Here is a 15,445-nt window from a genome sequence, read left to right on the forward strand (position 1 = left end):
CTTGTTATCGGGATAAGGCTTCGACTTCTATTAATGCGAGATCTTTTTTACGCAATACCAGATTTACGCGTCGGGTTTCGATATGCACCGGATCACCTAACGGGGCGACGCGCACGACCTGAAATGACGAGCCGGGCAGCATGCCCAGCGACAGCAGCTTTTGTCGATAGGCCGGGCTAATTTCGTGGGTAAAACCGGTAATTTTCCATGCACTGTCTGGAGTGAATTGCATAATGCCTGATTCCACGAGAGGTTAAAATATCTACTATGGGATGATAATGAGAATAGTTTTTATCAGCAATAATAAAACTGTGACGGAATGTTGTTTGCGGTATTAATTTACGGCCTGTTTGACCTTGCTCAATATTTACTGATTCTGCGGCAGGGAGAGGAAAGGCTTATTTGTTAATAGTGTGATCACTGGTGGTTGAAATATAGATATACAACCGGTTTCATATTTTACAATTAATTTCGGCGGGATAACGGCCCGGTGAGTGACGCATCACCGGGCCTTTTTTATGCGGTTAGCGTTTCTTACCCATTGCTGCCGCCAGCGCATCCATCATGGCGCTGTTGCCTGCAGGCTGGGCGTCACGTCCGCGTGGCTTCGCCGCTTTTGCCGCCGGGCGCTGGTGCTCGCGACCGCCGCCGTTACTGCCGCGGCGCGCGTTGGTTTCACCTGGCTGCTCGTCCAGACGCATCGTCAGGGCGATACGCTTACGCTGCAGATCCACTTCCATCACCTTCACCTTCACAATGTCGCCTGCTTTGACCACGGTATGCGGATCTTCAACGAATTTATCGGCAAGGGAAGAGATGTGGACCAGACCGTCCTGGTGCACGCCGATATCGACAAACGCGCCAAAGTTGGTGACGTTAGTGACCGCCCCTTCGAGTACCATGCCCGGAAGCAGGTCATTCATGGTTTCAACGCCGTCGGCGAAGGTCGCGGTTTTAAACTCAGGACGCGGATCGCGGCCCGGTTTTTCCAGCTCTTTGATGATGTCCGTGACCGTCGGCACCCCGAACTGTTCGTCGGTAAAATCGACCGCCTTCAGGTTGCGCAGCGCGCTGCTGTCGCCCATCAGGTCTTTCAGCGCCTGCTGGGTTGCGGCCAGAATGCGTTCCACTACCGGGTACGCTTCCGGGTGAACGGTTGAGGCATCCAGCGGGTTATCGCCGTGGTTGATGCGCAGGAAGCCCGCGCACTGCTCAAACGCTTTTGGCCCCAGACGGCTCACCTTCAGCAACTGCTGGCGGTTCTGGAACTGGCCGTTTTCATCACGCCAGGCAACGATGTTTTGCGCCATCATGCGGGTTAAGCCCGCCACGCGGGTCAGCAGGGGAACAGAGGCCGTGTTCAGGTCAACGCCGACGGCGTTTACGCAGTCTTCCACGACCGCATCCAGCTTACGGGCCAGCTGAGTCTGGCTCACGTCATGCTGATACTGGCCGACGCCGATGGATTTCGGGTCGATCTTAACCAGCTCCGCCAGCGGATCCTGCAGACGACGGGCGATAGAAACCGCACCGCGCAGGGAAACGTCCAGGTCCGGGAACTCCAGGGCGGCCAGTTCAGACGCCGAATAGACGGAAGCGCCCGCCTCGCTGACAATCACTTTCTGTGCGGTGACTTTCGGGAACTGTTTCTGCACGTCGAGGTAAAAACGCTCGGTTTCACGGGAGGCCGTACCGTTGCCGATGGCCACCAGCTCCACGTTGTATTTCTCGCACAGCGCCGCAACCACGACGGCAGCCTTCGCCGCCTGGCCGGTATGCGGATAAATGGTGTCGGTAGCCACCAGCTTGCCGGTACCGTCAACCACGGCCACTTTTACGCCGGTACGCAGACCCGGATCGAGACCCATGGTGGCGCGCAGGCCGGCAGGTGCGGCCATCAGCAGGTCGTGCAGGTTACGGGCGAAGACGTTGATTGCTTCGTCTTCGGCGCGTTCACGCACGGTGCCCATCAGTTCGGTTTCGAGGTGCATCAGCACCTTGATGCGCCACGTCCAGCTCACCACGCCTTTGCGCCAGCTGTCTGCCGGCGCGTTGTTCAGGCGAAGGCCGAGGTGGTCGATAATGATCTGCTCGCAGTGGCTCTCTTTTGGTGGCTCGTCAAACTGCGGGTCGGCATTCAGGGAGAGCTGGAGCACGCCTTCGTTGCGGCCGCGGAACATTGCCAGCGCGCGGTGTGAAGGGGTGGTAGAGATGGGTTCGTGATGATCGAAATAATCGCGGAACTTGGCGCCTTCTTCCTCTTTCCCGCTGACCACGGTAGAGACGATGTGGGCGTTTTTCCACAGATAGTCACGCACTTTCGCGAGCAGGGCGGCATCTTCGGAGAAACGCTCCATCAGAATATAGCGCGCGCCGTCGAGTGCGGCTTTGGTGTCTGCGACCCCTTTATCGGCATCGATAAACTTCGCGGCTTCGGTTTCCGGATCGTGGGACGGTTCGTTCCACAGCAGTTCGGCCAGCGGCTCCAGGCCTGCCTCAATGGCAATCTGTCCACGGGTGCGGCGCTTCGGTTTGTACGGCAGATAAAGGTCTTCGAGTTCGGTTTTGCTCAGGGTGCCGTTGATTGCGGTTTCCAGCTCGCTGGTCAGTTTTCCCTGTTCGCCGATGGATTTGAGGATCGCCTGACGACGGTCTTCCAGTTCACGCAGGTAACCGAGACGGGTCTCCAGGTTACGCAGCTGCGTGTCATCCAGACCGCCGGTGACTTCCTTACGATAACGTGCAATAAACGGCACGGTGTTCCCTTCATCAAGCAGGCGAACGGCAGCTTCTACCTGTTCGGCTCTGGCCTGAAGTTCACCCGCAATAATGCGGCAGAGCGAATCTTTCATCATGGCTTTATCATCTGTTGAGTCGAAAAAATCAGGGGATAGTTATACGGGCTGACACGGCAAAATGCCAGCCGCGGAGGGCGCTCTCGGACTATTTAACGTACGTAATTTCGTTGACGTACCAGCTGGCTTCGCCGCCAGGGGTCTGCACGACGGCCAAATCGCCCACTTCCTTTTTCAGCAGCGCACGGGCCATTGGTGAGTCGATAGAGATGTAATCCTTACGACCAAAAATTTCGTCATAGCCGACGATACGAAAACGCAGGGTGTCGCCATCGTCGTTCTCAATCTCGACCCACGCGCCGAAAAACACTTTGCCTTCCTGCTGTGGGGAGTAATCCACTATTTTGAGGTTCTCAAGGCATTTGGTCAGATAGCGGACCCGGCGGTCGATTTCACGTAACCGTTTTTTGTTGTACTGGTAGTCAGCATTTTCACTGCGATCGCCCAGGCTTGCGGCCCAGGTCACTTTCTTGGTCACTTCAGGACGCTCTTCGCGCCACAGGTAATCCATCTCTTTTTTGAGTTTCTCATACCCTTCGCGGGTGATCAGGGGCGTTTTCATGGGGTGACCTTAAGACTCGACATCATTGCATTCTTTGCGCACATTACGTATCACGTAGTCTAACAGACAACGTTAATAATGATTTATGTGATGAAATGTGCAGATAAGCTGCTGTTAAATATGCTTTGTAACAATTTCGACTAGAATTTATACCAGAATTAGCTGGTCGAACACGTGCACTTTTTTAGAATACGCTGTTATTAGACTATCCGAACCTTTGGGAGTACACACAATGCAAGAGAACTACAAAATTCTGGTCGTGGATGACGACATGCGCCTGCGTGCGCTGCTTGAGCGTTATCTGACCGAGCAGGGCTTCCAGGTTCGTAGCGTGGCCAACGCTGAGCAGATGGACCGTCTGCTGACCCGCGAATCATTCCATCTTATGGTACTCGACCTGATGCTGCCTGGTGAAGACGGGCTTTCCATCTGCCGCCGTCTGCGTAGCCAGAGCAACCCTATGCCGATCATCATGGTGACGGCGAAAGGGGAAGAGGTTGACCGCATCGTTGGTCTGGAAATCGGCGCTGACGACTACATTCCAAAACCGTTCAACCCGCGTGAACTGCTGGCCCGTATTCGCGCCGTGCTGCGCCGTCAGGCGAACGAACTGCCTGGCGCACCGTCGCAGGAAGAAGCGGTGATTGCGTTTGGTAAGTTCAAGCTGAATCTCGGTACCCGTGAGATGTTCCGTGAAGATGAACCTATGCCGCTCACCAGCGGTGAGTTCGCGGTGCTGAAAGCGCTGGTCAGCCACCCGCGTGAGCCGCTTTCACGTGACAAGCTGATGAACCTGGCGCGCGGCCGTGAATACTCCGCAATGGAACGTTCCATTGACGTGCAGATCTCCCGTCTGCGCCGCATGGTGGAAGAAGATCCGGCGCATCCTCGTTATATTCAGACCGTATGGGGTCTGGGCTACGTGTTTGTCCCGGACGGCGCTAAAGCATGAGGCGAATGCGCTTCTCTCCGCGAAGCTCATTTGCCCGTACGCTGTTACTGATTGTCACCCTGCTGTTCGTCAGCCTGGTGACAACCTATCTGGTGGTGCTGAACTTTGCGATCCTGCCGAGCCTCCAGCAGTTCAATAAGGTTCTGGCATACGAAGTGCGTATGCTGATGACCGATAAACTGCAACTGGAGGACGGCACGCAGTTAGTTGTTCCCCCGGCGTTTCGCCGTGAAATTTACCGTGAGCTGGGTATTTCGCTTTACTCCAACGAAGCGGCAGAAGACGCTGGCCTGCGCTGGGCGCAGCATTATGAGTTCCTCAGCCAGCAGATGGCGCAGCAGTTAGGTGGCCCGACGGAAGTGCGCGTTGAGGTCAACAAAAGCTCGCCGGTCGTCTGGCTGAAAACGTGGCTGTCACCCAATATCTGGGTGCGCGTCCCGCTGACCGAAATTCACCAGGGTGACTTCTCACCGCTGTTCCGCTACACCCTTGCCATTATGCTGCTGGCGATAGGCGGCGCGTGGCTGTTTATTCGTATACAGAACCGACCGCTGGTCGACCTGGAGCACGCTGCGCTGCAGGTCGGTAAAGGGATTATTCCCCCGCCACTGCGTGAGTACGGCGCCTCAGAAGTGCGTTCCGTGACGCGGGCCTTTAACCATATGGCGGCCGGCGTGAAGCAGCTGGCAGACGACCGTACGCTGCTGATGGCGGGCGTGAGTCATGACCTGCGCACGCCGCTCACGCGTATCCGTCTGGCGACGGAGATGATGGGCGAAGAGGATGGTTATCTTGCGGAGTCCATTAACAAGGACATCGAAGAGTGTAACGCCATCATCGAGCAGTTCATTGACTACCTGCGCACCGGGCAGGAGATGCCGATGGAGATGGCCGATCTGAATGCGGTACTCGGTGAAGTGGTCGCGGCGGAAAGCGGCTACGAGCGAGAAATCGACACCGACCTGCAGGCCGGTGAAATTCAGGTGCGGATGCACCCGCTTTCCATTAAACGTGCGGTGGCCAATATGGTGGTTAACGCGGCCCGTTATGGCAATGGCTGGATTAAAGTCAGCAGCGGGTCTGAGCTCAACCGCGCCTGGTTCCAGGTGGAAGATGACGGTCCGGGCATTAAGCCAGAGCAGCGTAAGCATCTGTTCCAGCCGTTTGTGCGGGGCGATAGCGCGCGCAGTACCAGCGGAACCGGCTTAGGCCTGGCGATTGTGCAGCGTATTGTCGATAACCATAACGGCTTGCTGGAGATTGGGACCAGTGAGCGGGGCGGTTTAAGCATTCGCGCATGGTTACCGGTGCCGGTGACGCGCGGGCAGGTGAGAGAGAGTTAAAAAAGGGTGGCAAAAGCCACCCTTTTTTTTGCAGGTCGGGTCAGGTATTACAGCTTCGGTCCCGCACTCACCAGCGCTTCACCTGCCGGGGTATCGGTATACTTCTCGAAGTTCTCAATAAACAGTTTCGCCAGCGATTCTGCTTTCTCACGCCACTGCTCCGGTGAGCCGTAGGTATTGCGTGGGTCGAGAATACGGGTCTCTACGCCCGGCAGCGCCGTCGGGATTGCCAGATCAAACATCGGTAGCGTGAAGGTTTCGGCGTTATCGAGTGAACCATCCAGAATGGCGTCGATAATGGCGCGGGTATCTTTGATGGAGATACGTTTGCCGGTGCCGTTCCAGCCGGTATTCACCAGGTACGCCTGTGCACCGGACGCCTGCATGCGTTTGACCAGCACTTCCGCGTACTGCGTCGGGTGCAGCGACAGAAACGCTGCGCCGAAGCAGGCGGAGAAGGTTGGCGTTGGCTCCGTCACGCCGCGCTCGGTACCGGCCAGTTTGGCGGTAAAACCAGACAGGAAGTGGTACTGCGTCTGGCTGGCGGTCAGGCGGGACACCGGAGGCAACACGCCGAACGCATCTGCCGTCAGGAAAATCACCTTCGTCGCGTGGCCCGCTTTTGACACCGGCTTCACGATGTTGTCGATGTGGTAGATAGGGTAAGACACGCGGGTGTTTTCGGTTTTCGAAGCATCGTCGAAGTCGATCGTTCCATCGGCACGTACGGTGACGTTTTCCAGCAGCGCATCGCGGCGGATGGCATGGAAGATATCTGGCTCCGCTTCTTCAGACAGGCGAATGGTCTTCGCGTAGCAGCCCCCTTCGAAGTTAAACACGCCGTCATCATCCCAGCCGTGCTCGTCATCGCCAATCAGACGACGTTTCGGATCGGTAGAAAGGGTGGTTTTACCGGTGCCGGACAGGCCGAAGAACACCGCCACATCCCCTTTTTCACCGACGTTTGCCGAACAGTGCATGGAAGCGATACCGCGCAGCGGCAGCAGGTAGTTCATCACCGAGAACATCCCTTTCTTCATTTCGCCGCCGTACCAGGTACCGCCGATCAGCTGAATACGCTCGGTCAGGTTAAAGGCGATGAAGTTTTCGGAGTTAAGACCCTGCTCTTTCCACTGTGGGTTCGTGCATTTCGCCCCGTTCATCACGATGAAGTCAGGGGTGAAATCCTGCAGCTCTTTGTCGTCAGGACGAATAAACATGTTTTTCACGAAATGCGCCTGCCAGGCCACTTCAGTGATAAACCGCACGGAAAGACGGGTGTCGGCGTTAGCGCCGCAGAAAGCATCAACGATAAACAGACGCTTGCCGGAAAGTTGATGGGTAACGAGCCCTTTCAGATGCTGCCAGGTTTCCGGAGAGAGCGGTTTGTTATCGTTCTTCCCTTTGCCTTTATCAGCCCACCACAGTGTGTCGCGGGTGGTCTCGTCTCGGACGATGTATTTATCTTTCGGCGAACGACCGGTAAAGATACCGGTATCGACGGCGATAGCACCAAGGTTAGTCAACACACCTCGCTCGTATCCTTCCAGTGCTGGATTGAGCTCTTCCTGATACAGCGTATCGTAATCGGGGTTGTAGACGATTTCCTGGACGTCGTGAATACCATAAGCCTTGAGATCTTGCGGGGTTAAACCAGTAACACGCATATCACTGCTCCTTAGCCAATATGTACTGTCTGAAATTGTAGGGTTTTTGTGAGGTTGTTAACCGCGACGGGGCTCATAGATTTACGCATCTGGACAAAACCCTTACTAACGGAAAACGCTGCGACTCCAGTCACAGGGCAGGCGGATTATCGCAGGAATCGCTTTTTGGTTGGGGAAAATGTTCCGAAAAGGTTAATGGCTGGTGATTTTATCGGAAGGAATGTGAATGTAATCGCATACACGTAAGAAAATTACGTAAGAGTTACAGTGTTAAAAACGATTCAGCCAGAGAGGGCTTTTTTGCACTTTGCCCTCTCGCAAAAGGGAGAGGGCAAAGTGAGGGCAGGCTTTGCTTAGTGGACCTGAGGATCCGCCGGGGAGGCGTTGTTGCGGATCTCAGCAATATCCATCGAATTGAACACGTAGTGCGTACCGCAGTAGTCACAGTGCATATCGATTTCGCCGTCTTCCGCCATGATGCTGTCGATCTCTTCATCCGGCAGGGTCTTCAGCGCGCCAGCGCAGCGTTCACGTGAACAGGTGCACTTAAATTCCACCGACTGTGGGTCGTAAACCGTCACTTCTTCTTCGTGATAAAGACGCCACAGGACATCGGTCGCCGACAGGGTGAACAGCTCTTCTGCTTTGACGGTTTCCGTCAGAGTCGCGAGGTGCTCGAAGTCGTTGGTCTGCGCGTCCTGCGCAGGCAGAACCTGCAGCAGCATACCGCCAGCAGCAGGCTGACCGTCTACTTCACCGGTGCGGATGAACAGACGCGTCGGCAGCTGTTCAGAACGCATGAAGTAATCTTCCAGGCAGGCCGCCAGCGTATCGCCTTCGAGGCCAACCACGCCCTGATAGCGCTCACCTTCCTCCGGGGAGATGGTGATGACCAGATAGCCATTACCCACCAGCGTTTTCAGGTCCGCGTTTTCAGGAACATCGCCCTGTACGCGCGCCACGCCGCGCATCTGCTGCTGGTTATTACCGTTGATGACCGCCAGGGTCATAGGGCCATCACCCTGCAACTGCACGGTGATATCCCCGGCAAATTTCAGGGTGGCAGTCAGCAGGCTGGTGGCAACCAGCAGTTCGCCCAACAGGGTTTTCACCGGCAGCGGGTAGTTGTGGTTTTCCAGAATCTGTTTCCAGGTTTCGGATACGGTGACCAGCTCGCCGCGCACGGCGAATTGTTCAAACAGATAGCGGTGTAATTGGTCGTGTTGGGCCATAATAGTCTCTCGTGCAGGTGAGGGTTACTCGGTCTCACCGTGTTTAAATTTCATCAGATCGCGGCGCTCTTTTTTATCCGGACGCCGGTCCGGGTGGGGCATTGTCAGCGCATTCATTTTGCGCGCCAGCGCGGTCTTCTCGCGTTTTTCAATGCTCTCAGCCGTCTCTTCATACAGCAGGACGGCTTCGGTTGCGGGCCGTCGTTGTTCAGTAATGGCTTTAATCACCACGGTACGTTCATCGTTGCCCTGACGCAGCGTTAAGGTGGCATTCAGTTCGACCAGCTTGCTCGGTTTGCTGCGCTGGCCGTTGTAATGCACTTTACCGCCGTCAATCATGTCGCGGGCAAGGGCGCGCGTTTTATAAAAACGGGCCGCCCACAGCCATTTATCCAGTCTTACCCCTTCAGAGGGTTTTTCTTTCATGGCCTCTCCTTCACGGTCAGTGAGGGGATCATCTGGCGATAGTCGTTCAGCCCCGGATGGCGCAGATAGCTTTTTTCAGCCAGGCCAGAGTCAGGATTGGTAACGCCCAGACAATAGCGAATGCCAAACCTGGCCGCGGAATCCAGAATAGGCTCGCTGTCATCAATAAACAGCGTGCGTTCCGGCTGCAAACCGGTCTCTTCCGCCACCGCATGCCACAACCGCTGATCCTCTTTCGGATAACCAAATGTGTGGGTGGAAAGTAATAAATCAAGGTGCGAAGCAAGACCCGTATGCTCCAGCTTCACGGCCAGATTGTGAGGATGGGCGTTGGTCAGCAAGATACGGCGCTTGCCGCTCGCTTTCAGCGCATCCAGAAAAGGCACGGTATCCTCACGCAGTACGGCGCGCGGGCCCTGGGCGGTGGTCATGGCACAAATATCCAAACCGAGGCGCTCGCTCCAGTAGTCAAGACAGTACCAGTTTAGCGTATGCTGCACCGCGCTATATTGCGAACGAATGAATTCCTGCGCTTCTGCCGGGGAGATCCCCTGCTGTTCACCATAGGTTTCCGGAACCAGCTTTTGCCAGAAATAATTATCAAAGGCGAGATCGAGCAGCGTGCCGTCCATATCCAGCAGAACGGTATCAACCTCCTGCCAGGCGATATCAAGATGCATAAGGGGGAACTCCAGCCTGAAGAAACGTGCGCGACAGGGTAGCACATCTTGTCGCGCATCGACGTTATCAGATCAGGCTCTCAGAGGAGGGGATCAGCTTAGGGTTAAGGCAATTTTCGTAATACTGCTGGATGTCGGCAAGCCTGGTACGAGAACGCTGATAGCGACGCAGCGCCATAAAACCGTTCCAGCAAATGCATACCAGCATCGCAATCATCAGCAGCGAGGTGCCGATGTAGCGCCACAGGCCTGCGCTGTCCGGCATGCGGTGCAGGCCGATGTGGCGCGTGCCGTTGGCATCGGTAAAGATACTCGTCACAATCCCTTCAGCGCTAAACGGCGTCTGCATCAGCATCTGCGCCAGGCGCTGGAACTGGCCCCACTGTTCCTGAGCCGGGTAGTCATAAAGTGCGACCTGCGGGTATGGCTGATCGACCAGGTCGCTCCCTTCATCACTGACGATCACAAAGCCACCCGGTGCCGGGCTGTTCAACGCCTGCGCCGCGCGGGTGGTTTCGCGCATCACGAAGGGTGCGGTTGACGTGGCGACCAGATTATCCAGCGACTCGGCGCTGACCGGACGCAGCAGCACGTTAACGCCATCCAGCCGGCCCGCTTCCGCGCGTTTCACCAGCGAATCCCAGTCTTTACTGTTACCCAGGTTCACAAGGGCGTTTTTGAGACGTACGCATTCGTCCTGAGCGGAACACAAATCCTGCGTTTTCAGAACGATGTCACCAAAGTCGTCCAGAAGCACCATCCCCGATTTCTGAATGGCCGAGCGCAGGGCAGGGCTCACGCGTGAGTCGTCATCGGGTTTCGGGTGCAGCTGGCGGTTGACCGTCTGGGTAAGCGACGTGGCTTTATTGACAACCTCAGATTCCGGCAGCGGCAGCGGCGGCGCATCATTCCAGATAATTTGTGAGCAATCGAACGGCATGAACGGCGAGCTCTGACGCGTATTCCATGCGCCAGGTGTATGAATGTTACACATGCCGGTGCCCTTCAGGCGCAGCGTATCACCGACCCGCACGCCAGCCTCGTCCAGTTGGTTGACGCTGGTTGCCTCAATGGTTTGCGCCCCTTTTATCCATGACAGGGTAAATTTAATGGGCATATCCAGCGGGACAAACAGCAGAAGCATGATAAAGACCAGCGCTGCCCCCCCGGCAATGACCGCACTGCGTAACCAGTGCTGAAGCGGGAAATTTTTTACTTCATCATGCAGGGATAAAAAGCGCCCCTGGCGCACCACATGGCGGTCAAGGTAGATATCGATATCGGTTTTCTGCCCTAAATCCTGGGCAATCCACGGCTGCCAGTGGCGCGGGTAGATAAGATCGATAATACCGAGCGAGATATTATTGAGGTGCTCCTGGTCACTCTCACCGAACAGACCCCAGCGCTTAGGAGTACCGCGCAGGCAGTGGATCTCACGTAGCGAGGTTTTTGCCGGCGGGGCAAAGAGCCCCCACAACCCGGCTGCCAGCAACAGCACCGCACCGCCAGCCAGCCAGGGGACAAACACATCCGGCGTCAGCAGGCAGATGAAAAAGAGCAGGAACGCGGCCACGATCAGAATCGCTTCGCGAATGCCGTCAGGGCGGCTCAGGGCGTACTCTTCATGCGTCTCCTGGCGAATGTTCAGCAGCTCGATCTGTTCTGTCTCTTCGCCACGAATGGAGGCCTGCGTTGAGCTTGCGCGTTCCAGCGCAAAACGCGGGGCTTCCTGAAGATATTCATTCAACGTATGGCCGTTGAGCGAGATAACCAGCGGCAACGAATCGGTATGGATCAGCTCTACGCTGTTTTCGTCATTAATGTACTGCTCCCAGGACGGGGGCAGATGCACTTCAACCGAATCCAGGTAATAGCGCCATTTATTGGGATCGTCTGTGGTGATGCCATAGCGGGTGATGGAGCGCGTCACACTGAGCACTGTGTCACTTTGCGCATTTAACTTGAGCGCCACCGGCGCAGCAGTTGCCCCCGTTGGCCCAGGTGTTAACTGAGAACGGTTCAGTGTTTCGAGATAGTTTTCTACTGCATCGCGCTCTTCTTGCGTCAGTTTACGCGTCGTCGCACCGGCAAAGGCGTTTAAAAAGGGCAGCCGGTAACGACGCCTTACGCGACGCCTGTATACCCACCCTGCAACCAATGCGCCGGCCAGCATAGCAGCGAGAACAATCAAAATGGTGCTCATGCTTTCCCCATCTTACTTATCTTCTTACAGGTGTAGTCAGTAGCACCTTTAACATTGAATGAGAGTCTGTGGTTGGCTATCGGCAAGTATGGAGTCGAACTTGAGCATTCTGAAGCGCATCCCAGTGACCGATGATGATAGCAAAGCCTGTTATGGCGCGATATCAGCAAATTCCTGGAAACATTTCAACCTCTTGACATTTGTTTTGAATTGAGGATTGATTCCTGTTACGTTGCGTAAATGTAAATACAGAACAATTGACATTGCCGAAACCGTGCGGCGTATCGCACAATAATGCCAGTTCCCACTGCTAAGACCCCATCACGATGAGCAAACCACTACAAAAACCCACCATTCTGAATGTTGAAACAGTCGCAAAATCGCGCCTGTTTAATGTCGAAAGTGTGGATCTGGAGTTCAGCAACGGTGTGCGTCGCGTTTACGAACGTATGCGCCCTTCTTCGCGCGAAGCGGTGATGATTGTTCCTGTCGTCGACGACCATCTGATCTTAATCCGCGAGTATGCCGTGGGAACCGAATCTTACGAACTTGGGTTCTCGAAAGGGCTCATCGATCCGGGTGAAACGGTCTTTGAGGCGGCCAATCGCGAGCTGAAAGAAGAGGTCGGTTTTGGCGCGAACGAACTGACGTTCCTGAAAAAACTGAGCATGGCACCCTCCTATTTTTCCAGCAAAATGAACATTGTGGTTGCTGAGGATCTCTATCCAGAATCGCTGGAGGGGGACGAGCCGGAGCCACTGCCACAGGTTCGCTGGCCGCTGGCCCATATGATGGACCTGCTCGAAGACCCTGACTTTAACGAGGCCCGCAACGTGAGCGCGCTGTTCCTGGTACGCGAATGGCTGAAGGGGCAGGGGCGGTTATAACAGCCTGATGTCCGGAACGTGTGAGAGAACAAAAAAAACGGCAACCTGAGGTTGCCGTTTTTACGTTGCCCGTTAGAACAACTCGTGCGTTTCGCCGTTATCAATGATTTCTGTACCCACCTCATGCACCGCCTGTGTGGTCGGCTGCGTGCCCTCGATGAAATACTCTGCACGGCTATTGCCGCCATTGGCGAGCTGCCCGGTGCTGCGGTCGATATTGACGGTAACCACGCCCGGTGGTGGCGTCAGCGGTTGCTCCGGAACGCCTTCCAGCACGGATTTCATATAGGCATCCCAGGCCGGTTGCGCACTCTTCGCGCCGCCTTCGTAGCCAGAAATCTGATCTTTAATCGCGCCTGAAGCCGTGGTGCGGCCTAAATCACGGCGATGATCGTCAAAACCGATCCAGACTGACGTCACCACGCCCGGGCCGTAACCGGAGAACCACGCATCTTTCGAGCTGTTTGTTGTTCCCGTTTTACCGCCGATATCATGGCGCTGTAAATCACGTCCTGCCCGCCAGCCGGTCCCTTGCCAGCCAGGTTCGCCGAAGATGTTGGTGTTCAGCGCGCTCTTTATCAGGAACGACAGCGGCGTGTTGATGACATGCGGTGCATACTCCTGTGCCCCGCTCTGCGCCACCAGCGACTGGTTAGCCTGTTCCAGCTGCGGCTGCGGCAACACAGGGTTCGTCTGCTCCTGAGACACGGCAACGTCTTCCATGTCCTTGTTTTCAATCACCTCAGATTTTGGTGTATTGCCGTAAATGACCGGAATATCGCAGTCAGGGCAGGCAATTTTCGGCTTCGCTTCAAACAGCACGCCACCCTGGTCGTTCTCGATTTTACTGATGAAGTACGGGTCAATCAGGAAGCCGCCGTTAGCCATCACCGAGTACCCCCGCGCCACCTGAAGCGGCGTAAAGGATGCAGAGCCTAACGCCAGCGATTCGGTGCGCACGATGTTCTGAGCCGGGAAACCGAAGCGTTGCAGATATTCCGCGGCATAGTCGACACCCATCGCACGCATTGCGCGCACCATCACCACGTTTTTCGACTGCCCAAGACCCTGACGAAGACGAATAGGGCCTGAATATTCCGCCGGTGAGTTCTTCGGCTGCCAGTCAGAACCGGCACCGGCATCCCAGCGGGAGATAGGCACGTCGTTCAGGATACTGGCGAGAGTCAGTCCCTTATCCATGGCTGCGGTGTAGAGGAACGGCTTGATGTTAGAGCCAACCTGACGCAACGCCTGGGTGGCGCGGTTAAATTTGCTCTGGTTGAAATCGAACCCACCGACCAGGGCCAGCACGGCACCGTTCTGCGGATTGATGGACACCAGGGCCGAGTTAACGTCTGGCACCTGCGCCAGCCACCAGCTGTCGCCCACCTTGCGTACCCAGATTTGCTGTCCGGTCTGGACGACATCCGTCACTTTACGCGGCGTCGGGCCTTGCAGGGTGTCTGAGCGGTACGGGCGAGCCCAACGGATCCCGTCCATACGCAGGGAGACAGACGTTCCATCCGCCAGCGTTGCCACTGCTTCCTGTGGATCGGCCTGAGTCACCACGGCAGGAAGGAGCGGGCCATAGGTGGGCAGCGCTTTCAGCGTACTGGTGATTTTTTTACTGTCCCAGGCGCTTTCGCCGACTTTCCACAGCACATTTGACGGGCCGCGATAACCGTGGCGCATGTCGTAATCCATCACGTTGTTACGCACCGCTTCCTGAGCCGCCTGCTGAACGTTGCGGGTCACGGTGGTGTAAACGCGGTAGCCATCTTCGTAGGCTTTATCGCCGTAGCGGCTCACCATCTCCTGACGCACCATTTCGGTGAGATAAGGGGCAGAGAAGGCAATTTCCGGCGCATGGTAGTTGGCATCGATGACATCGTTGCGCGCCTGTTCGTACTCGCTCTGGCTGATATAGCCTTCGCTCAGCATACGTGACAGGACGACGTTACGACGCGCCGTAGCGCGTTCAAGCGAGTAGAGCGGGTTGAAGGTCGATGGTGCTTTAGGCAGACCGGCAATGGTCGCCATTTCGCTTAACGTCAGCTGCTCGACAGGTTTACCAAAGTACACCTGCGCGGCCGCACCAACACCGTAGGCGCGGTAGCCGAGGTAGATTTTATTGAGGTACAGCTCAAGGATCTCGTCTTTGCTCAACAACTGCTCAATACGGATCGCAAGGAACACCTCTTTAATCTTACGGGTCAGGGTCTTTTCTGGGCTAAGGAAGAAGTTACGCGCCAGCTGCTGTGTAATGGTGCTTGCCCCCTGAGAGGCATGACCGGAGAACAGCGCAATACTTGCAGCACGGAAAATCCCCACCGGATCGACACCGTGGTGCTCGTAAAAACGGCTGTCCTCGGTAGCGATAAAGGCTTTGACCATCACGGGCGGAATTTGATTTAAGGTCAGCGGGATACGACGCTTTTCGCCGTACTGCGCCATTAACTCGCCATCGGCGCTGTAGACCTGCATCGGGATCTGGAGTCGCACATCGCGAAGCGTAGCGACATCAGGCAGCTGCGGCTCAATATATTTGTACAAACCATAAATCGAGCCTGCTCCCAGCAGAATGCAACAGACTGCAAGGATTAATAAATACTTTACGAACTTCACCGGAGATTTCCCA

12 protein-coding genes are annotated in these 15,445 nt (G+C 55.8%); 3 read left to right on the top strand and 9 right to left on the bottom strand.

What is annotated here, in order from left to right:
* Positions 1–4 precede the first annotated feature (4 nt).
* The 3 genes from feoA to greB form a co-directional block, all read right to left on the bottom strand.
* Entirely contained in the window at positions 5–232 is a 228-nt protein-coding gene (gene feoA, locus HV157_RS16195; protein ID WP_020884570.1) for a ferrous iron transporter A, read from the bottom strand.
* Between the two features lie 292 nt (positions 233–524).
* On the bottom strand, positions 525–2,855 hold the full coding sequence (locus tag HV157_RS16200; protein ID WP_150343823.1) for a Tex family protein: 2,331 nt from the start codon (positions 2,853–2,855) through the stop codon (positions 525–527).
* 88 nt (positions 2,856–2,943) lie between these two features.
* Complete coding sequence (greB, locus tag HV157_RS16205; protein WP_014171964.1) at positions 2,944–3,417, bottom strand: transcription elongation factor GreB; 474 nt, start codon at positions 3,415–3,417, stop codon at positions 2,944–2,946.
* 232 nt (positions 3,418–3,649) lie between these two features.
* Between greB and ompR the strand changes: the two genes are divergently transcribed.
* Entirely contained in the window at positions 3,650–4,369 is a 720-nt protein-coding gene (ompR, locus tag HV157_RS16210) for a two-component system response regulator OmpR (protein ID WP_006177890.1), read from the top strand.
* Entirely contained in the window at positions 4,366–5,712 is a 1,347-nt protein-coding gene (gene envZ, locus HV157_RS16215; protein WP_014171962.1) for a two-component system sensor histidine kinase EnvZ, read from the top strand. The genes ompR and envZ overlap by 4 nt, the downstream gene beginning before the upstream one ends.
* Before the next feature lie 47 nt (positions 5,713–5,759).
* On the opposite strand, the gene pckA is transcribed toward envZ, so the two are convergent.
* The 5 genes from pckA to HV157_RS16240 form a co-directional block, all read right to left on the bottom strand.
* Complete coding sequence (gene pckA, locus HV157_RS16220) at positions 5,760–7,379, bottom strand: phosphoenolpyruvate carboxykinase (ATP) (RefSeq protein WP_014171961.1); 1,620 nt, start codon at positions 7,377–7,379, stop codon at positions 5,760–5,762.
* 353 nt (positions 7,380–7,732) lie between these two features.
* Positions 7,733–8,611: an Hsp33 family molecular chaperone HslO gene (gene hslO / locus HV157_RS16225; protein WP_014171960.1), complete on the bottom strand. Its 879-nt coding sequence runs from the start codon at positions 8,609–8,611 to the stop codon at positions 7,733–7,735.
* Between the two features lie 24 nt (positions 8,612–8,635).
* Entirely contained in the window at positions 8,636–9,037 is a 402-nt protein-coding gene (gene hslR / locus HV157_RS16230) for a ribosome-associated heat shock protein Hsp15 (protein ID WP_020884572.1), read from the bottom strand.
* Positions 9,034–9,717 (bottom strand): GMP/IMP nucleotidase, encoded by a 684-nt coding sequence (yrfG, locus tag HV157_RS16235; protein ID WP_025202858.1) that lies wholly within the window; start codon positions 9,715–9,717, stop codon positions 9,034–9,036. Before yrfG ends, hslR begins: the two co-directional genes overlap by 4 nt.
* A gap of 67 nt (positions 9,718–9,784) precedes the next feature.
* The gene (locus tag HV157_RS16240; protein WP_032679110.1) at positions 9,785–11,920 is read right to left on the bottom strand and encodes an intracellular growth attenuator family protein; all 2,136 of its coding nucleotides are present in this window, start codon (positions 11,918–11,920) and stop codon (positions 9,785–9,787) included.
* A 326-nt stretch (positions 11,921–12,246) separates the two neighbouring features.
* On the opposite strand from HV157_RS16240, the gene nudE reads away from it, so the two are divergent.
* Positions 12,247–12,807 carry an ADP compounds hydrolase NudE gene (gene nudE, locus HV157_RS16245; protein ID WP_014171956.1) on the top strand — a complete coding sequence of 187 codons (561 nt, stop codon included), beginning with the start codon at positions 12,247–12,249 and terminating at the stop codon, positions 12,805–12,807.
* 72 nt (positions 12,808–12,879) lie between these two features.
* On the opposite strand, the gene mrcA is transcribed toward nudE, so the two are convergent.
* Positions 12,880–15,432 carry a peptidoglycan glycosyltransferase/peptidoglycan DD-transpeptidase MrcA gene (mrcA, locus tag HV157_RS16250; protein WP_020884575.1) on the bottom strand — a complete coding sequence of 851 codons (2,553 nt, stop codon included), beginning with the start codon at positions 15,430–15,432 and terminating at the stop codon, positions 12,880–12,882.
* Positions 15,433–15,445 lie beyond the last annotated feature (13 nt).

It is taken from the genome of Enterobacter sp. RHBSTW-00318 (assembly GCF_014101375.1).
GTDB classification, from domain to species: Bacteria; Pseudomonadota; Gammaproteobacteria; order Enterobacterales; family Enterobacteriaceae; genus Enterobacter; species Enterobacter ludwigii.